Annotated in this window: 16 protein-coding genes and 1 other RNA gene; 8 read left to right on the forward strand and 9 right to left on the reverse strand. The window is 61.8% G+C overall.

The window, feature by feature from the left end:
• Nucleotides 1–11: 11 nt before the first annotated feature.
• Nucleotides 12–1,169, reverse strand: a complete 1,158-nt coding sequence (carA, locus tag L1073_RS05525) for a glutamine-hydrolyzing carbamoyl-phosphate synthase small subunit (RefSeq protein WP_246897434.1) — start codon at nt 1,167–1,169, stop codon at nt 12–14.
• Nucleotides 1,170–1,420: 251 nt separating this feature from the next.
• Nucleotides 1,421–2,242, reverse strand: coding sequence for a 4-hydroxy-tetrahydrodipicolinate reductase (gene dapB, locus L1073_RS05530; RefSeq protein ID WP_246897435.1), 822 nt, complete (start codon nt 2,240–2,242; stop codon nt 1,421–1,423).
• Between the two features lie 320 nt (nt 2,243–2,562).
• Here dapB and L1073_RS05535 point away from each other — a divergent pair, with 320 nt between their 5' ends.
• From L1073_RS05535 to L1073_RS05545, 3 genes are read left to right on the forward strand one after another with little or no spacing between them, the layout of a single operon-like run.
• Nucleotides 2,563–3,690, forward strand: a complete 1,128-nt coding sequence (locus tag L1073_RS05535; RefSeq protein WP_246897436.1) for an ABC transporter substrate-binding protein — start codon at nt 2,563–2,565, stop codon at nt 3,688–3,690.
• The gene (locus L1073_RS05540; protein WP_246897437.1) at nt 3,680–4,756 is read left to right on the forward strand and encodes a FecCD family ABC transporter permease; all 1,077 of its coding nucleotides are present in this window, start codon (nt 3,680–3,682) and stop codon (nt 4,754–4,756) included. The genes L1073_RS05535 and L1073_RS05540 overlap by 11 nt, the downstream gene beginning before the upstream one ends.
• Nucleotides 4,750–5,499 (forward strand): ABC transporter ATP-binding protein, encoded by a 750-nt coding sequence (locus L1073_RS05545; protein WP_246897438.1) that lies wholly within the window; start codon nt 4,750–4,752, stop codon nt 5,497–5,499. Before L1073_RS05540 ends, L1073_RS05545 begins: the two co-directional genes overlap by 7 nt.
• Here the strand turns inward: L1073_RS05545 and L1073_RS05550 are convergent.
• From L1073_RS05550 to grpE, 4 genes are all read right to left on the reverse strand, one after another.
• A complete protein-coding gene (locus L1073_RS05550) occupies nt 5,477–6,373 on the reverse strand; it encodes a DMT family transporter (RefSeq protein WP_246897439.1) in 897 nt (298 codons plus the stop codon). The genes L1073_RS05545 and L1073_RS05550 overlap by 23 nt on opposite strands.
• Nucleotides 6,374–6,592: 219 nt before the next feature.
• Nucleotides 6,593–7,732, reverse strand: a complete 1,140-nt coding sequence (gene dnaJ, locus L1073_RS05555; protein WP_246897440.1) for a molecular chaperone DnaJ — start codon at nt 7,730–7,732, stop codon at nt 6,593–6,595.
• Nucleotides 7,733–7,822: 90 nt separating this feature from the next.
• Nucleotides 7,823–9,757, reverse strand: coding sequence for a molecular chaperone DnaK (gene dnaK, locus L1073_RS05560; protein ID WP_246897441.1), 1,935 nt, complete (start codon nt 9,755–9,757; stop codon nt 7,823–7,825).
• Nucleotides 9,758–9,886: 129 nt separating this feature from the next.
• A complete protein-coding gene (grpE, locus tag L1073_RS05565; protein WP_246897443.1) occupies nt 9,887–10,519 on the reverse strand; it encodes a nucleotide exchange factor GrpE in 633 nt (210 codons plus the stop codon).
• Between the two features lie 185 nt (nt 10,520–10,704).
• Here grpE and recN point away from each other — a divergent pair, with 185 nt between their 5' ends.
• Complete coding sequence (recN, locus tag L1073_RS05570; protein ID WP_246897445.1) at nt 10,705–12,378, forward strand: DNA repair protein RecN; 1,674 nt, start codon at nt 10,705–10,707, stop codon at nt 12,376–12,378.
• Nucleotides 12,379–12,480: 102 nt separating this feature from the next.
• Here recN and fur read toward each other — a convergent pair whose 3' ends face one another.
• Nucleotides 12,481–12,933 (reverse strand): ferric iron uptake transcriptional regulator, encoded by a 453-nt coding sequence (fur, locus tag L1073_RS05575; protein ID WP_246897446.1) that lies wholly within the window; start codon nt 12,931–12,933, stop codon nt 12,481–12,483.
• A 78-nt stretch (nt 12,934–13,011) separates the two neighbouring features.
• On the opposite strand from fur, the gene L1073_RS05580 reads away from it, so the two are divergent.
• Nucleotides 13,012–13,443 carry an outer membrane protein assembly factor BamE gene (locus L1073_RS05580; RefSeq protein WP_246897448.1) on the forward strand — a complete coding sequence of 144 codons (432 nt, stop codon included), beginning with the start codon at nt 13,012–13,014 and terminating at the stop codon, nt 13,441–13,443.
• A gap of 16 nt (nt 13,444–13,459) precedes the next feature.
• On the opposite strand, the gene L1073_RS05585 is transcribed toward L1073_RS05580, so the two are convergent.
• Entirely contained in the window at nt 13,460–13,780 is a 321-nt protein-coding gene (locus L1073_RS05585) for an RnfH family protein (RefSeq protein ID WP_246897450.1), read from the reverse strand.
• A complete protein-coding gene (locus tag L1073_RS05590; RefSeq protein WP_246897452.1) occupies nt 13,767–14,207 on the reverse strand; it encodes a type II toxin-antitoxin system RatA family toxin in 441 nt (146 codons plus the stop codon). The genes L1073_RS05585 and L1073_RS05590 overlap by 14 nt, the downstream gene beginning before the upstream one ends.
• A gap of 136 nt (nt 14,208–14,343) precedes the next feature.
• Between L1073_RS05590 and smpB the strand changes: the two genes are divergently transcribed.
• The 3 genes from smpB (at nt 14,344) to ybiO (ending at nt 17,996) form a co-directional block, all read left to right on the forward strand.
• Entirely contained in the window at nt 14,344–14,817 is a 474-nt protein-coding gene (smpB, locus tag L1073_RS05595) for an SsrA-binding protein SmpB (RefSeq protein ID WP_246897454.1), read from the forward strand.
• A 121-nt stretch (nt 14,818–14,938) separates the two neighbouring features.
• Nucleotides 14,939–15,318, forward strand: a transfer-messenger RNA (tmRNA) gene (ssrA, locus tag L1073_RS05600).
• A gap of 287 nt (nt 15,319–15,605) precedes the next feature.
• Complete coding sequence (gene ybiO, locus L1073_RS05605; RefSeq protein WP_246897461.1) at nt 15,606–17,996, forward strand: mechanosensitive channel protein; 2,391 nt, start codon at nt 15,606–15,608, stop codon at nt 17,994–17,996.
• Nucleotides 17,997–18,039 lie beyond the last annotated feature (43 nt).

Here is an 18,039-nt window from a genome sequence, read left to right on the forward strand (position 1 = left end):
GAGGCGGGGCCTTAACGACGCGCTTGCATCAAGGCGATGAAACGGTCGAACAGCGGCGCGACATCGCGTGGCCCGGGGCTGGCCTCGGGATGCCCCTGGAAACTGAATGCCGAGCAATCGGTGCGCTCGATGCCTTGTAGCGTGCCATCGAACAGCGAGCGGTGCGTGGCTCGCACGTTGTCCGGCAGACTCGCCTCGTCGACCGCAAAGCCGTGATTCTGGCTGGTGATCATCACCCGACCGGTATCGATATCTTCGACCGGATGGTTGGCGCCATGATGGCCGTTGTTCATCTTTATCGTGCGCGCCCCGGAGGCCAGTCCCAGAAGTTGATGCCCCAGGCAGATGCCGAACAGCGGCAGATCGGCCTCGAGGATCTCGCGAATCGCCGCGATGGCGTAATCGCAAGGCTCCGGATCGCCCGGCCCATTGGCCAGGAAGACGCCATCGGGGTTCATCGCCAACACCTCGGCAGCCGGGGTCTGCGCAGGCACTACCGTCAGGCGGCATCCGCGCGACGCCAGCATGCGCAGGATGTTGAACTTCGCCCCATAGTCATAGGCCACCACATGGAAGGGACGCTCGGTCTTTCCATCAGGGCCGGCCGCATCGGCGTAGCCGCTGCCCAGCGCCCATTCGCCTTCGCTCCATTCGTAGGTGGTGGGACAGCTCACTTCCTTGGCGAGATCCATGCCTTTAAGGCCGGGAAAGGCGCGCGCCGCAGCCAGGGCCCGTTCGACGACATCCTCGCCCTCGGCCTCGCTACCCGCCAAGATAGCGCCGTTCTGCGCACCCTTGTCGCGCAACAGCCGCGTCAGACGCCGCGTATCGATATCGGCAATGCCCAGCACGTTGCCACGCTTGAGGTAGTCATCGAGACTCGCCTCACTGCGGAAGTTACTGGCCATGAGCGGCAAGTCGCGGATCACCAGACCGGCCGCGGCGATGGCGGCGGACTCGATGTCCTCGGCGTTGACGCCGGTGTTGCCGATGTGAGGATAAGTGAGGGTAACGATTTGTCGCGTGTAGGAGGGATCGGTAAGGATTTCCTGATAGCCAGTCATGGCCGTATTGAAAACCACTTCGCCACTCGTCTGCCCATCGGCTCCGATGGCACTGCCATGAAATACGCTGCCGTCTTCCAAGGCCAATATCGCGGGTCTGATCAACGCAACGTCCTCCCCTTGTCATGCGCGAGTCTGAGCCAGGGCCGGCGTACCGCCGACCCCTCGTATTCAAGGAGCACTGAGAGTATTGACGACCGCTGCTCGCGGGTCGTAAAAAAACGGGACGAAACCTGAAAGAAGTCCGGTTTCATCCCGCTTTGTTGTCATTCGCTCGGATCCCTGTAGCCGTCTCTGGTATCGATAATGTTGCCCGGCTAAATTGATTTGATGATACGCGATTCAAAGCTCGCAGACTACCCTTTGAGGCCCAGCACGTCCTGCATGTCGTAGCGACCACGGTCATGCGAAGCGACCCAGCGTGCCGCGCGCACCGCGCCCTTGGCGAAGGTCATGCGGCTGGATGCCTTGTGGGTTATCTCGATGCGTTCGCCCTCGGTGGCAAACATCACGGTATGCTCACCGACAATATCGCCGGCACGCACGGTGGCGAAACCGATCTCCTTGTCGCCACGCGGGCCGCACTGACCCACACGTTCGAAGACGCCATCGCCCTTGAGGTCGCGATCCAGCGCCTTGGCCACCACCTCGCCCATCTTCAGCGCCGTGCCGGAAGGCGCGTCGACCTTGTGGCGATGATGCGCCTCGCTCACTTCGATATCGTAACCCTCGTCACCCAGCGCCCGGGCAGCGGTTTCCAGCAGCTTGAGGGTGAGATTGACGCCGACGCTCATGTTGGGAGCGAACACCATGGGAACGCGGTCACGATACCCGTCGAGCTCGGCGAGCTCGGCGTCGGAAAGCCCTGTGGTGCCGATCACGATGGCCTTGCCGTACTCGGCGCAAAACGCCAGATTGGCCAGCGTGACCCGGGGTGTGGTGAAGTCGATCAGCACATCGAAGGCGTCGGCGATGGCGGCCGGGTCGTCCGTGGCGTTCACCCCCAAGCGCCCGGCACCGGCGAGTTCGCCAAGGTCGGCACCGACCAGCGAACTGCCCGGCGCAACGATTCCGCCCGCCAGGCGAGCGTCTGGGTCCTGCTGTACGGCGTTGACCAGGGTGCGGCCCATGCGTCCGGCGACACCGACGATGGCGATACGGGGAGCGTAAGAGGACATAAAGTCTCCAGGCAGTTGACGAAAATCGCGGAACGGGTAGTGGTAAAAAGCGACCCGAGTATAACAACTGCCTACACGCCGCGCCCATCACGCCCACCCGCTGAGACTAACCGCAGACGGATCTCGCTCCTGGTTTATTGCGACGCCTTGCAGCCGACGGAACATCGACCCAACGCACCGACACCTCTAGACGTTGCGTCATGCCTCCATCATACTATGAATCATCCGCAAATAAGAATTACACGCAAAACAAAGCAACCCTGTCGACCTGACCGCAGCCAGGTTTCGACGTGATACATCAACGAGTAAAACACCCACGCATGCATACCTCTTTGCTCAAGGTCATCGCTGGCACAGCCATCGCCTTCGCCAGCACGGCCGTTCAGGCCGATCCGATCACCGTCACCGATATCGCTGGCCGCGAGGTCACCGTCGATGCCCCCGTGGAACGCATGATCCTCGGCGAAGGCCGCCAGATCTATCTGCTGGCCGCACTGCAGCCGGATGCTCCTTTCGAGCATGTGGTGGGCTGGCGCAAGGACTTTTCCCAGGCCGATCCGGACAACTACGCCAGCTACGCCGCCAAGTTCCCCGAGATGACCGAAATCCCGACTTTCGGTGGCTTCAAGGACGGCACCTTCGACGTCGAGCAGGCCGCCACGCTCCAGCCGGACGTGGTGCTGATGAACCTCGAAGCCAAGGCGGCCACCGAAGACGCGGCCTATGACGACAAGCTGGCCAAGCTCGGTATTCCCATCGTCTACGTGGACTTCCGTGAAAAGCCACTCGAACACACCATTCCCTCGATGCGCCTGATGGGCCGCCTGCTGGGCGAGGAGGAGCGGGCCCAGGACTTCATCGACTTCTCCCAGGCGCAGATGGCCCGGGTCACCGAAACGATCGCCGCCGCCGACCCCGAGCGTCCCAAGGTCTTCATCGATCGTGCCGGTGGCTATTCTGAAGACTGCTGCATGAGCTTCGGGCCGGCCAATTTCGGTGAGTATGTCGAACTCGCAGGGGGCGAAAACATCGCCGCCGACATCATTCCCAACACCTTCGGCAATCTCAACCCCGAGCAGATCATCGCCGCCAACCCTGACCAGGTCGTCGTTACCGGCGGCAACTGGGACGCCTATGTACCCGGCGGCGACTGGGTCGGCGTGGGACCGGGGGCCGACATGGACGAGGCCCGGGCCAAGCTCCAGGCGCTGACCAAGCGCACCGCCATGACCGGCATCACGGCCGTGGGAAAAGACAATTTCCACGCCATCTGGCATCAGTTCTACAACAGCCCCTACTACTTCGTCGCCGTGCAGCGGTTGGCCAAATGGTTCCACCCGGAACTATTCCAAGACCTGGACCCCGAAGCGACGCTGAAGACCTTGCACCAACACTTCCTGCCGGTCGACTACCAACCCGGATACTGGGTCTCCTTGAATGAGCAGTGATACAGCCGTCAGCACCAACGCCAACACTCCACGAGAGGGCGCGTTCTATCGTGCCCTGGTGATCAGGCGTCAGTTGATCCTCGCCGCCCTCACAATGGCGCTATGTCTGAGCCTGTGCGTCGATCTGGCGCTCGGCCCCGCGCGCTACGGCCTGGGAGAAGTGGTTACCGCTTTGTTCATGCCGGATAACGTGAGCCAATCGGTCAGGGTTGTCCTGTGGGAAATTCGCATGCCGGTGGCGCTGATGGCGCTGGTGGTCGGCGCCAGCCTGTCGATCGCCGGCGCCCAGATGCAGACCATCCTCAGCAACCCGCTGGCCAGCCCCTTCACCCTCGGCATCTCGGCCGGCGCCAGCTTCGGCGCCGCCCTGGCGCTGGCCTTCGGCGTGTCGCTGGTGCCCGCGGCGGTCGACTACATCATCCCGATCAATGCCTTCGTCATGGCCATGCTGACCGCCGGAGCCATTCACCTGCTGAGCATGCGACGCGGCGTGACCATCGAGACCATCGTGCTGCTCGGCATCGCCATGGTGTTCATCTTCAACTCGCTGATGGCGCTGATCCAGTTCTTCGCCAGCCAGCAGGCGGTATCGGCAGTGGTGTTCTGGACCATGGGCAGCCTGACCAAGGCCACCTGGCCCAAGCTGTGGATTGCCGTCGGTGTACTGGCCGTTATCCTGCCCCTGCTGGCGCGCCGTGGCTGGGCGCTGACCGCCATGCGCCTGGGCGACGCCAAGGCCGAGAGCCTGGGCGTCAATCCCCGCGCACTGCGCCTGGAAGTGCTGGTGCTGGTCTCGTTGCTGGCCGCCATCTCGGTAGCCTTCGTCGGCACCATCGGCTTCATCGGCCTGGTCGGGCCGCATATCGCGCGCCTGCTACTAGGGGAGGATCAGCGTTTCTTCTTGCCTGGCTCGGCGCTCTGCGGCGCCCTGATCCTCTCCGTGGGCTCGGTGCTATCGAAGATCATCCTGCCCGGCACTATCATCCCCATTGGCATCATCACCTCACTGGTGGGCATTCCATTCTTTCTGTTCCTCGTGCTCAACCACAAGAAGGCTTCATGGTAACGCTTACGCTCGATTGCCTTTCGGCCCACTATGGCCGGAGCCAGATCCTCTCAGAGATCACCACGCCGACCTTCGCCGGCGGACAGATCGTGTCCCTGCTCGGCCCCAATGCGGCCGGCAAGTCGACCCTTTTCCGGCGCATCCTCGGGCTGCTCAAGGGCAGTGGCGAAGTCCGTATCGAGGGCGCCACCAGCGAGCGTCCGGTGGCCTACATGCCTCAGGAAACCGGGTCCACTGCTGTACTGACGGTCTACGAATCGGTGCTCTTGGCACGCATGCAGGGTCGCAGCCTGAAAGTTCAACCCGACGACCTGCATGAGGTCGACCGTTCCCTGGAAGACCTGGGCATCGCATCACTTGGCGAGCGTGATATCAGTGACCTCAGTGGCGGGCAGCGTCAGTTGGTGAGCGCGGCCCAGGCGCTGGTTCAGGCCCCCGAGATCCTGCTCCTGGATGAACCCACGTCGGCGCTGGACCTGCACCGCCAGATCAACCTGCTGGATATTTTGCGACGACTGGCCCGCGAGCGGGAGATGCTGATCATCGCCTCGCTGCATGACATAGGCCATGCGCTGCGCTTTACCGACCAGGCGATGGTGCTCGAGAACGGCCAACTGGTGGCCTGTGGAACGACCGAGCAGGTGGTGACCCCGGCGCTGCTGCGCCAGGTCTTCCAGGTAGACGCCCGCATCGAGCCCTGCTCACGGGGGCGCCCTCAACTCATCGTCGAAGCGGCTGTCTGAGCCGTCCCTCGAAAGCCGCCAGGACGGCGCCGCCTAACACCAGCGGCAAGGCCAGCAGGAAGCTACTGGTGAGCGGCAGCCCGAAGATCCACAGATCCGCCAACACCGGCCAGATCAGTGCCACATACTCGAACGGTGCCAGACGCGAGACCTCGGCATAGCGCAGCGCCAGGGTCATGCAGATATGCGCCGCGCCGCCGAACAGCCCCGACAACACCAGCAAGCCAAGCGTCTCCCCCGACACGGCCACCCACCCCATCGGCAACGTCGCCAGGCCCGCCAGGGTCGTGACCATCACGAAGTAGAAGGCGATGGAGGCCGGCGTCTCGGTGCGTGAAATACGCCTCACGGTCATTAACGCCCCCGCCGTCAGCAAGGCCGCCAGAATGCCCAGCGCATACCCCAGGATGCGCCCACCACTCTGGTGCCCCTGCAGGTCGGGCGCCACCAGCACCGCCACACCGGTGAGCACCAATGCGAGGGCCGTTGCGCGGTGCAGGCTGAAACGCTCGCCCAGCAGCATCACGCCACCGACGGCCATGACCACCGGTGACAGTTGGGCCAACAGCGTGGCTTCGGCCACCGGCAGCCGGGCCACCGCCGCGAAGGAGGCGAACATCGCCGCTGCCCCTAACCCCGAGCGCAACAGATGCCCCAGCGGACGCCGCGTGACCAGAGCCCTCGGGAACTCCTGCCGCCAGGCCATGAAGGCCACGATCGGCAACAGCGCGAACAGTGAGCGAAAGAAGACCGTTTGACCCAATGGCACCTCGGTGCTCACCGCCTTGACGCACACCATCATCCCGGTGAAGAGAATGCCTGACAGCAACCTGAGCAGAATACCGGCCAGGGGCCGATCCGCGACATCGTCCATGAGTGTCCTTGTCGTTCTATTCAAGTAGGAAGGGCGCCCCTCATCGTGCCGTAGCCAGGCAACTCACCGGCAAGCGAGGCGATATAATACACGAGAATCGGGAATGATTCCCATCTACAAATGGTGGATACAGCACCTGCTGAGCCAGTAGCAAACACGAAAAAGACCCCGCCTCCTTACGGAGGGCGGGGCCTTGATCGTTTGGGCAAGAAGGCCGTGTTACGGCTTCATGTCCTCGAAGAACTTCTTCACGCCGTCGAAGAAGCTCGACTTCTTCGGCGAGTGATGGCTGTTGCTACCGTCCAGGCTTTCCTGGAAGCGGCGCAGCAGGTCCTTCTGTTCCTCGCTCAAGTCGACCGGCGTTTCTACCACGACCTTGCACAGCAGGTCGCCGGGCGGGCCGCCGCGTACCGGTTTGACGCCCTTGCCCTTGAGCCGGAACATCTTGCCGGTCTGTGTCTCCGGCGGAATCTTCAGCTTGACCCGGCCATCCAGGGTCGGCACTTCCAGCTCACCGCCCAGCGTCGCGTCGATGAAGTTGATCGGCACGTCGCACTGCAGGTGGCGTCCGTCACGCTCGAAGATCGGGTGCGGTTTGATCGCCGCCTGCACGTACAGATCGCCCGGCGGCCCGCCATTAAGCCCCGATTCACCCTCGTTGTTGAGACGAATCCGGTCGCCGGTATCGACCCCAGCGGGGATCTTCACCGACAAGGTCCGCGTTTCGCGCACGCGCCCTTCGCCATGGCACTTGCGGCATGGCACCTTGATGCTCTGACCGGCGCCATGGCAAGTCGGGCAGGTCTGCTGCACGGCGAAGAAGCCCTGCTGCATGCGTACCTGACCCTGACCGTGACAGGTCGGACAGGTTTCCTTGCTGGAGCCCGGCTCGGCGCCATCGCCATCGCAATGCTCACACGCGATGTGACGCGGTACGCGGATATCGACCGTGGTACCGGCGACAGCGTCCTCGAGATCGATCTCGAGGTTGTAGCGCAGGTCGGCGCCACGCTGAGGCGCATTGGGATTGCGGCGACCACCGCCCCCGAAGATATCGCCGAACACATCGCCGAAGATATCGCTGAAACCGCCTGCACCGGCACCGCCACCACCGAAGCCGCCGCCACCCTGACCGTCGACACCGGCATGGCCGAACTGGTCATAGGCAGCCCGCTTTTCTTCATCGGCGAGGACTTCATAAGCCTCGGACACTTCGCGGAACTTCTCCGCCGAGGTGTCGTCATCCGGATTGCGATCCGGATGGTACTTCTGGGCAAGTCGACGGTAAGCCTTCTTGATCTCTTTCTGATCGGCTCCCCTGTCGATGCCCAATATTTCGTAATAGTCACGCTTGGACATGGATGGTCCGCCTCCGTGTCGGCGCTGCGCAAACAGCAACGCGGGAGAACATCCCCCGCGCTGCCGTCATGCGAGCATCAGACGTCGTGGTTACTGCTTTTTCTGGTCGTCGTTGACTTCCTCGTACTCGGCGTCAACCACGTCGTCTTCTTTCTTCTGAGCGCCATCGTCGGCTTGCTGCTCGCCACCCTCGGCGCTCGCATCGCCTTGTTCGGCGTACATCTTCTGCGCCAGATTGCCGGAGGCTTCGGTCAGCGCGTCGAGCTTGGCCTGGATATGCTCCTGGTCGTCGCCCTTGGTCGCTTCCTCGAGCTCGCTGATCGCGGTCTCGATCTGCTCTTTCTCGCTGGCCTCGACCTTGTCGCCGGCTTCTTCGAGGGTCTTGCGCGCGGCGTGGACCATACCGTCGGCCTGGTTACGCAGCTGCACCAGCTCTTCGAACTTCTTGTCCTCGGCCTCATGCGCCTCGGCATCTTGAACCATCTGGTCGATCTCTTCGTCGGAGAGACCGCCGGAGGCCTTGATGACGATGGACTGTTCCTTGCCGGTGGCCTTGTCCTTGGCGGAGACGTTGAGGATACCGTTGGCATCCAAGTCAAACGCCACTTCGATCTGCGGCACACCGCGCGGCGCCGGCGGGATGTCGGCCAGGTCGAAGCGACCCAGTGACTTGTTGCCGCCCGACTGCTTGCGCTCACCCTGCAGCACGTGGATGGTCACGGCCGTCTGGTTGTCATCCGCGGTCGAGAAGGTCTGGGTCTTCTTCGTCGGGATGGTGGTGTTCTTCTCGATCAGCGGCGTCATGACGCCACCCAGGGTTTCGATACCCAGGGTCAGCGGCGTGACGTCGAGCAGCAGCACGTCCTTGACGTCGCCGCCCAGCACGCCACCCTGGATTGCCGCGCCAACGGCCACGGCTTCGTCCGGGTTGACGTCCTTGCGAGCGTCCTTGCCGAAGAATTCAGCCACCTTGGACTGCACCAGCGGCATGCGCGTCTGGCCGCCGACCAGAATCACATCGTCGATCTCGGACGCGGACAGGCCGGCGTCGCTCAACGCGGTCTTGCACGGCCCCAGCGACTGCTTGACCAGCTCCTCGACCAGCGACTCGAGCTTGGCCCGGGTAATCTTGACGTTGAGGTGCTTGGGCCCGGTGTTGTCGGCGGTGATGTACGGCAGATTGACTTCGGTCTGCTGAGCCGCGGACAGCTCGATCTTGGCCTTCTCGGCGGCTTCCTTGAGACGCTGCATGGCGAGGCTGTCGCCGGACAGGTCGATACCGGAATCGTTCTTGAACTGCTGCACGAGGTAGTCGATCAGCTTGAGATCGAAGTCTTCGCCGCCCAGGAAGGTGTCACCGTTGGTGGCCAGCACTTCGAACTGGGTCTCGCCATCGACATCGGCCACTTCGATGATGGAGATATCGAAGGTACCGCCGCCCAGGTCATAGACCGCGATGGTCTTGTCGCCACGCGCCTTGTCCATGCCGTAGGCCAGCGCCGCCGCCGTCGGCTCGTTGATGATGCGCTTGACTTCGAGACCGGCGATGCGACCGGCATCCTTGGTGGCCTGACGCTGGCTGTCGTTGAAGTACGCCGGCACGGTGATCACCGCGTCGGTGACTTCTTCACCGAGATAGTCCTCGGCGGTCTTCTTCATCTTCTTCAGGACTTCCGCACTGACCTGCGGCGGAGCCAACTTGCTGCCCTTGACCTCGACCCAAGCGTCGCCGTTATCGGCCTCGGTGATGGTGTAGGGCACCATCTTGATGTCTTTCTGGACGACATCGTCCTTGAACTTGCGGCCGATCAGGCGCTTGATCGCGTACAGCGTGTTGCTGGGGTTGGTCACGGCCTGGCGCTTGGCGGCCTGGCCGACCAGCGTTTCACCATCGTCGGTGTAGGCGATGATGGAGGGCGTGGTACGTGTACCTTCCGCGTTTTCGATCACCTTCGCGTCGCCGCCGTCCAGGATGGCAACACAGGAGTTGGTGGTCCCCAAATCAATACCGATGATGCGTCCCATTGGAATACCTCAAAATCGTTGCTTGACTGTTTCGTGTTCGTCGGCGGCATTGCCGCCTCGCTGTCCGTCTATTTGGGGGGTGGGGGCACACCTTTCAAGGGCTCGGCGTCACATCCCTCCCCTGCCACATCAATTGGCGGCTTGGCTGACGACTACCATCGCCGGACGTACCAGGCGTCCATTCAACAAATACCCCTTCTGCATGACCTCGATCACGGTGTTGGGCTCAACCTCGGGGTTGGGCACCATGGTCATGGCTTCATGCACTTGCGGGTCGAACGGCTCGCCTTGCGGATCGACGGCTTCCACGCCGAACTTGTTAAGCACATCGAGCTGCAACTTCAGGGTCATCGAAACCCCTTCGCGATGCACCTCGCTCGCACCTTCCTGCATCGACTCCAGTGCCTTTTCCAGGCTGTCGACCACCGGCAGCAACTCCTTGACGAATTTCTCCAGGGCGAACTTGCGTGCCTTCTCGACATCCTGCTCGGCGCGGCGACGCACGTTCTGAGCCTCGGCGGCGGCGCGCGCCGCCTGATCCTTGGACTCCGTCAAGGCTTGCTCCAATTCTTCGACACGCACCGCCAGCGCATCGGCTTCAGGGTTTTCGAGCGCCTCGGCATCGGCCTCGCTGGCATCGATATCTTCGACGACGCCTTCGAGCTCAGCATCGTCTCCGGTGGTGTCGTCCGGCTGGGATTCGGCATCGCGCTCAGCGCGAGCCAACTCTTCCTCGGTCGGGGTCTGCGGGTCTTTGGCCATGAGTTTCTCCTGACGGCTGGCGCGGCCCGAAGCCGCATCTAATAAGCGATTGCCTCCTATATGGGGATGCGTTGAACGATCTCAAGTCACCCGTATCGCCTGCAGTGACTGGCAATTGAAGCCCTCACCCAACTACTGTATAAACACACAGAGATCAGCTTCGTTTCCGACGCCCGGAGGTTTTCATGCTGATACAACTTGCCATTCGCGACTACGCCATCGTCGAGCGCCTCGATCTGGACCTGCACGACGGTATGACGGCCATCACCGGTGAGACCGGTGCCGGCAAATCGATCATGCTCGGCGCCCTGGGGCTATGTCTGGGAGAGCGTGCCGATGTGGGCAGTGTGCGCCACGGCTGCGAGCGCGCAGACATCAGTGCGCGCTTCGACATCACCCGCCTCGGCGACGCTCGCGCCTGGCTCGCCGAGCGCGAACTGCCACAAGACGAGTGCTTGTTGCGGCGCGTCGTCACCGCCTCGGGGCGCTCCAAGGCCTGGATCAACGGCCAACCGGTCACGGTGAGCGACTTGAAAGCGCTCGGCGAACATCTCATCGAGGTTCACAGCCAACACGCCCATCAAGCGCTACTGCGCGAAGAAACCCACCTGCGCCTGCTCGACACCTATGCCGGCCAGACCGATGCCGTGACCGCCCTCGGCGAGCATTTCCACCATTGGCGTGCATGCCGGCGTCGACTGCGCGACCTTCAGGAAAGTGGCGATGAAGTCCAGGCACGGCGTCAGCTACTGCGTTACCAGGTCGAGGAACTGGATCAACTGGCGCTCGGCGAGGGCGAGTTGGAAACGCTGGAGGACGAACAGACTCAGCTGGCCAATCTCGAGGAGGTTCTGGGAGATGCCCAGTTCGCCGCCGACTGTTGCGATCAGGACGAGCACGGCGCGTTGTCGTTACTGCATCAGGCCAACGCCCGCCTGGGAAACGCCCCCGAAAAGACCCAACGCCAACTGGCAGATGCCCTGGCCATGCTGGGCGAAGCGCAGATCCAGATCGAGGAAGCGGCACGCGAGCTGCATCGCTTCGTCGACACCACCGAGCTCGACCCGCAGCGCCTGACGGACGTCGAGAACCGCCTCGGCGAAGTGCATCGCATCGCCCGCAAGCACCATGTCATGCCCGAGGAACTGCGCGACCTGCATCAGCGCCTCAGCGACGAATTGGCGAGTCTCGAAGGTGGCGAGCATGACCTGGAAGCGCTCAGCGAGGAAGTAGAGCAGGCCCGCGATACCTATAGAGAGCAGGCTCGGGCGATCAGCGAGGCACGCCTCGAGGCGGCGCGCGACTTCGGCGAGGCCGTGCAGGCGCAACTGGCCTTCCTGGGACTGGGCAAAGCGACCTTCGAGGTTGCTATTTCACCGCGCGAGACACCTCAGACCGAAGGGCTCGACCAGGTCCGTTTCATGATCAGCGCCAACCCTGGCCAGCCGTCACGCCCACTGAGCAAGGTGGCGTCGGGCGGCGAGCTGTCGCGCATCAGCCTGGCGATCCAGGTCGTCGCCGCGCAGCATAGCAGCGCCCCCAGCATGGTCTTCGATGAAGTCGATGTCGGCGTATCCGGTGCTATCGCGGAAATCGTCGGCCAGTTGCTGCGGCGACTCGGCGCCCAGGGACAGATCCTGACCGTGACGCATCTGCCGCAAGTCGCGGCCCAGGCGCATCATCATCTGCATATCGAAAAGCGCGCCGAACACGATACGACGCTCACGCATATGGCGCTGCTCGACGATGCCGGACGTGTGCGTGAACTCGCCCGCATGCTCGGCGGCGTCAAGCTCTCCGACCGCACCCTGGCGCATGCCCGTGAAATGCTCGACGCCAGCCAGCACGCTCAGCACTGATCCGCCTGGATATATAGTCGCCTCGATGAAGGAAGCGGGGCATGAAACGACGCAACCGGCCATGGAGGCCGGTTGCATCGTCGTGTGCGCTTACTGTTCGGGTTACTTCTTGCCGGACCCCGAGCCTTCCTGGCGCGTCACGCTGGAGCCCTTGGGGCGCACGTACAAAACCAAGGCATGGTCGACGAGCTCGAAGCCGTGCTCCTCGGCAATCTCGCGTTGGCGCCGCTCGATGGTATCGTCGAAGAACTCGATGATTTCGCCGCTTTCCAGGCACACCATATGATCGTGATGTTCTTCCTGGGACAATTCGAAAACGGCATGTCCGCCATCGAAATTGTGACGAATCACCAGTCCCGCCGTCTCGAACTGAGTCAAGACACGATATACGGTTGCCAGACCGACATCGTCACCTGCGTCGAGCAAAGCCTTGTAGACATCTTCGGCGCTCAGATGGTGTTGGTCCTGCGTACTTTCGAGAATTTGCAGGATCTTGACACGCGGCAAGGTGACTTTTAGCCCCGCCTTGCGCAGTTCATGGTTCTGATCGGCCATGGTTGCGGTTGCTCTTCGCAGTATCGTGGTAGGTCAGGTATGATCAATCCAGGCAACGATAGTGAATGATAGGCGCAAATGCAAAACTTGATTAAAACAGTCACCTTTTCCGTCGCCCTGACGCTCGTCAGCGGGTGCAGCTATGTCGGCGTTTACAAACGCGACCTGGCTCAGGGCAATCTCATCACCCAGGACATGGTCTCGCAACTCGAGACTGGCATGACCAAGGAGCAGGTGCGCTATGTAATGGGCAGCCCCTTGCTACAAGGCCCGTTCGACGAAAATCGCTGGGACTACGTCTTCTATCTCGACGAGGCCTATGGCGATGTGGAAGAAAAGCGTGTGACGCTGAACTTCCAAAACGACAAGCTGACCGACATCGAGCGAGAGGGCGATATTGAGGACAATGTCGACCTCTCGACTCAGAGCGGCCCCGGTCCGGCGGTGGAAGGCTCCGGCCCAGGCGACGGCGCCCCCGCAGCGGGTCCCAGCTACGCACCGGAAGAGTAAACGCGTCGCGCCTTGCTCAGTCGTCTCCCCGAGCCCGCGCCAGGCGCGCTTGCTTGGGGTCGACCTCCAATGAGCGATAGACCTCGACGCGATCCCCTTCCACTAGCGTATGTCGGTCCGGCTCGCGCAATGCTTGCCCATAGATTCCCAGTGGCGCATGACTGAAGAAGTCTGTCCCGCGCTCGGGAAACAGGGCCGGCAGGTCGGCCATTGCGACCACGTCGCGCGCCGACGTCCCCGATGGCACCGTGAGCGCAATGACATGCTGCCGATGAGGCTCCGCAAAGGCGACCTCGACGTTGACGTGCGTTTGCACATCGCTGTCACTGGCGGCCATAAAGCGCATCCGCGCGACGCGTGAACGCGTCGACCAACTGGCCGGCCACTTGTTGAAACAGCTTGCCAAACGCCATTCCCAACAGGCGGTTGGAAAATTCGAATTCCATTTCCAGACTCACCCGACAGGCCGACTCACCCATCGGCGTGAACAACCAGCGACCGTTGAGGCGCTTGAAGGGCCCCTCAGCCAAGGATAGCTCAATACGCTCGTAGGGATAGAGATCGTTACGCGTGGCCAGCGTCTGTTCCACGCTCCCTTTACCCAGGGTCATCTCACCTATCAGATAGCGCCCCTCTTCGTGCTCGATGACCCGGGCACGACGGCACCCCGGCAAGAATTCAGGGTAACTTTCGAAATCGTTGACCAGATCGAACATCGCCTTGCATGAATGTCTTACCAAGGCGGATCGGTTGACCGTAGGCATTCATCACTCCGCTGACTTTGTTGCGCCGTGCGCGTATGATGGAAGGTTAACATCAAGTCCTTGAATGATATCACGCCTTCCCCCATGTCATGGGCTAGCGGATTCGGCGCATAGTGCATAGTAATGTAGAGGTTCCATGGCCAAGAAAAAGGGCAATATCGGCTCGAGCACCATCGCGCAAAACAAGAAGGCTCGCTTCGAATACCATATCGACGAGACCTTCGAGGCTGGCTTGTCGCTGTCCGGATGGGAGGTCAAGAGCCTGCGTGCCGGCAAGGCGCAGCTCACCGATACCTACATCCTGATCAAGAATGGCGAAGCTTGGCTGCTGGGCAGTCACATCACGCCGCTCAATACCGTGAGCACGCATGTGGTGGCAGACCCATCGCGTACGCGCAAACTACTGCTGCATCGCAAGGAGATCGCCAAGATCTTCTCGCGTACTCAGGATAAGGGGCATACGTGCGTGCCGCTGAAATTGTACTGGAAGAAGAACCTCGTCAAGTGCGAGCTCGCTCTGGTGCGCGGCAAGAAGATGCACGACAAGCGTGCCACGGAAAAGGCCCGCGACTGGGACCGTGAAAAAGCCCGTATCATGCGTGCCCACTGAATGCGGCAGGACGCATCGAGAAAGGCTCATCGAGACAGAGACGCTTGGCCACGAAAAGCCGTGGCGACGGGGTTGAACTAGCCTCGGGGCGTCCCAACTGTTAGACTGTAGAAACGCTTACGGGGGCGACATGGCTTCGACGCCGGTGACAATCCCTGAGGTGCATGCCGAGAGCGTAACGTATCTCGTAAATCCAACGTTACGATAAAATAGTCGCAAACGACGACAACTATGCTCAGGGCGCGCTGGCAGCGTAACAACTGCTAGCTTCTAGTCCGGCCCGGAGGTGATGTGCCCATTCATCACCGATGGGATACGAGCTCAGACTGATGGGATCGCGGCTGGCTTTGTCCTCGCGTCAGCCGCTAAAACTTAGAGGAATCGCGTCGCTGGATCCTGCCCGTCGGAGCCAGAGGCGCTAAATTAAAAGACGGACCTAAGCATGTAGAGCCGATGGGTGAGTGCCGGCGGACGGGGGTTCAATTCCCCCCGCCTCCACCAAACACCGAAAAAGCCAACCCCGAGGGTTGGCTTTTTTCGTTTTTAGTATGACTAAAGCGCCAGACAATACAGATCCGTACAAGGATGGTACAAAAAAGCACGAAGCCGTTATCATCATGCCAGCGGTGGCACATGACTCATGCGCGACACGACACTAGACCGACTAAACGCTGCATGCATCGCTCGACGCTCGGCAATGAGCTGCCTAGTGTTAGTATTGATAAGCAAATTCATCATGAACGATGTGGCTGCGCGCCACTCATCATTCCTTACAAGGAGGTTCCCGCGTGCCGACTCTACGTCTCGATACGTGGCTCAGCCGTTGGTTGTTGCTGTGTCTGCTATTCGTGATGGCGCCGGCCCTGGCTCAACAGGACGCGACGCCCACGGACGGCGACTCCCCCGCCTATTCGACCCTGGCCGACATGCTCGAGAACGAGCAGACCCGCCAGACGATCATCGATCAACTGCGTGCCCAGGCAGCCCAGGAAAACGCCCTGGATGTCGAAGGCGCATCTTCTCCCGGGAAGATCGCCGACGAGGCGCCCAGCAGTCAGACGGCCGCGGAGGTCTCCTTCCCTCGCCGCCTGGCCGATGCCACCAGTGATATCGCGGGTAATCTGGGCGGTCAGTTCAAGAGCCTAGGCGCAGCCCTGGTCGGCTTGTTCGCCAGTAGCGATGCCAGCGCCAGCGGGCCCGGCTTCGATACCGGCGCGTTCCTGATCGCCGCGCTCAACTTCGCACTGGTAGTCATCGGCGCCTTCGTGGCGTTGTTCGTCCTGCGACGTCTTGCATCGCCGCTGTTTGGCAAACTCAGCCAATGGTCGTCGCAGCGCACCGAAAAAAGCGCCTTGCTGCGCACCCTCGTCGCAGTGGTATTGGCCGCCGTCGTGGATGTCGTCGTCGTCATACTGGCTTATGTCGTTGGCAACCTGATAGCAACCTTCGCCATCGGCGAGGCAGGCAGCATGGAGACGCGCTTCTCGCTGTTCCTGAACGCTTTCTTGATGATCGAGCTGTTCAAGGCTGCGCTGCGCATGCTGTTTTCATCGCATTACGCTGGCCTGCGCCTGATGCCCATCGCCTCGCCACAGGCCTCGTACTGCAATCGCTTCCTCGCACGCCTGGCCGGCTTCATCGGTTACGGCATGCTGGTGGCGGTACCCATCGTCAACTACAACCTCTCGCCGGCGCTCGGCCAGGGGCTCGGCACGCTGATCATGCTACTGGCGCTGATCTACGCCGCCACGGTGATCCTCAAACACCGCATACCGTTACGCGATGCCCTGATGCAACGCGCCGAGAACGCCGACATGAGCGCTACGCGCTTCGCGCTGCGCCTGCTGGGACGCATCTGGCACATGCTGGCCCTGGCCTATGCACTGGTAGTGTTCGCCGTCACCGTCCTGCACCCGGAAACCGCACTGCCCTTCGTACTGTTGGCCACGCTCAAGACCGTCATCATCATCGGCATCGGCATGCTGGTCTCGGGCGTGCTCACTCAGTTGATCGGTCGCCGCATTAGCCTTTCCGGAGACATCCAACGCCGCCTTCCGCTGCTGGAAAAGCGCCTCAACGCCTATGTGCCGACCACTCTCAAGGTGATTCGCGCGATCATCCTGATCGTCGTGGCAATGTGCGTGCTCAGCGCCTGGCAAGTCTTCGACCTCGCCGCCTGGTATGCCTCCGAGGCCGGCATACATGTCGTGGGCACCACGCTGAATGTGATCATCATCCTGCTGGTGGCCATCGCCGCCTGGATCGGACTTGCCAGCCTGATCGAACATCGTTTGAACGCCGATGCCGGCGCCGAGCCCTCGGCCCGCGCCAAGACTCTGTTGTCCCTGTTCCGCAATGCCCTGGCGATCGCCCTGATCACCATGACAGCGATGATCATATTGGCCGAAATCGGCATCAACATCGGCCCGCTGATCGCCGGTGCCGGGGTCCTCGGCCTGGCCATCGGTTTCGGTTCGCAGAAACTGGTACAGGATGTCATCACCGGGGTATTCATCCAGCTTGAGAACGCCATGAATACCGGCGATGTCGTCACCGTAGGCGGCACCACCGGGACGGCGGAACGCATCAGCATCCGCTCGGTGGGTATTCGCGATCTCTCGGGCACCTACCACATCGTACCGTTCTCCTCGGTGGATACCGTCTCCAACTACATGCGCGAATTCGGTAACCACGTGGGCGAATACGGTATCGCCTATCGCGAGAACATCGACGATGCCATCGAGCAATTGCAGGCCGCCTTCGACGCTCTCAAGGAAAGCGAACACGGCTACAAGCTACTCGAGCCGCTCAGCGTGGCAGGCGTGACCGCTCTGGCCGACAGCTCGGTCAACATCCGCGTGATCATCAAGACCACGCCGGGCGACCAGTGGGGCGTGGGGCGTGCCTACAACCGCTTGGTCAAGATGCACTTCGACGCCGCAGGCATCGAGATTCCGTTCCCGCACACCACGCTCTACTTCGGGCAAGACCGCACAGGCTCCGCACCGCCGGCCAACCTGCGCATCATGCAGCAGGATTTCGATGTCGATGGCAGTCCTGCCGGTCAACCCAAGACCCAGGACATTACGCCCAACGCTGCGAAGACATCCGAAGCGACCACCCAGAAGTATTCTCAGCCGGACCGCGACAACGACCCCGATCCGGATGAGGGTCGCTAATCTTCTCCTCAACCTCGACGCAAAAGGGCCGCCCCGAATGGGG

This window comes from Chromohalobacter nigrandesensis, assembly GCF_023061285.1.
Taxonomy (GTDB): Bacteria; Pseudomonadota; Gammaproteobacteria; order Pseudomonadales; family Halomonadaceae; genus Chromohalobacter; species Chromohalobacter nigrandesensis.

What these genes read in the sequence shown, in the direction of transcription:
- grpE (WP_246897443.1), bottom strand. Translation starts at nt 10,519, where the DNA reads ATGGCCAAAGACCCGCAGACCCCGACCGAGGAAGAGTTGGCTCGCGCT.
- L1073_RS05535 (WP_246897436.1), top strand. Translation starts at nt 2,563, where the DNA reads ATGCATACCTCTTTGCTCAAGGTCATCGCTGGCACAGCCATCGCCTTC.
- recN (WP_246897445.1), top strand. Translation starts at nt 10,705, where the DNA reads ATGCTGATACAACTTGCCATTCGCGACTACGCCATCGTCGAGCGCCTC.
- L1073_RS05545 (WP_246897438.1), top strand. Translation starts at nt 4,750, where the DNA reads ATGGTAACGCTTACGCTCGATTGCCTTTCGGCCCACTATGGCCGGAGC.
- L1073_RS05590 (WP_246897452.1), bottom strand. Translation starts at nt 14,207, where the DNA reads ATGCCTACGGTCAACCGATCCGCCTTGGTAAGACATTCATGCAAGGCG.
- fur (WP_246897446.1), bottom strand. Translation starts at nt 12,933, where the DNA reads ATGGCCGATCAGAACCATGAACTGCGCAAGGCGGGGCTAAAAGTCACC.
- L1073_RS05585 (WP_246897450.1), bottom strand. Translation starts at nt 13,780, where the DNA reads ATGGCCGCCAGTGACAGCGATGTGCAAACGCACGTCAACGTCGAGGTC.
- L1073_RS05550 (WP_246897439.1), bottom strand. Translation starts at nt 6,373, where the DNA reads ATGGACGATGTCGCGGATCGGCCCCTGGCCGGTATTCTGCTCAGGTTG.
- L1073_RS05580 (WP_246897448.1), top strand. Translation starts at nt 13,012, where the DNA reads ATGCAAAACTTGATTAAAACAGTCACCTTTTCCGTCGCCCTGACGCTC.
- L1073_RS05540 (WP_246897437.1), top strand. Translation starts at nt 3,680, where the DNA reads ATGAGCAGTGATACAGCCGTCAGCACCAACGCCAACACTCCACGAGAG.
- smpB (WP_246897454.1), top strand. Translation starts at nt 14,344, where the DNA reads ATGGCCAAGAAAAAGGGCAATATCGGCTCGAGCACCATCGCGCAAAAC.
- dnaJ (WP_246897440.1), bottom strand. Translation starts at nt 7,732, where the DNA reads ATGTCCAAGCGTGACTATTACGAAATATTGGGCATCGACAGGGGAGCC.
- dnaK (WP_246897441.1), bottom strand. Translation starts at nt 9,757, where the DNA reads ATGGGACGCATCATCGGTATTGATTTGGGGACCACCAACTCCTGTGTT.
- dapB (WP_246897435.1), bottom strand. Translation starts at nt 2,242, where the DNA reads ATGTCCTCTTACGCTCCCCGTATCGCCATCGTCGGTGTCGCCGGACGC.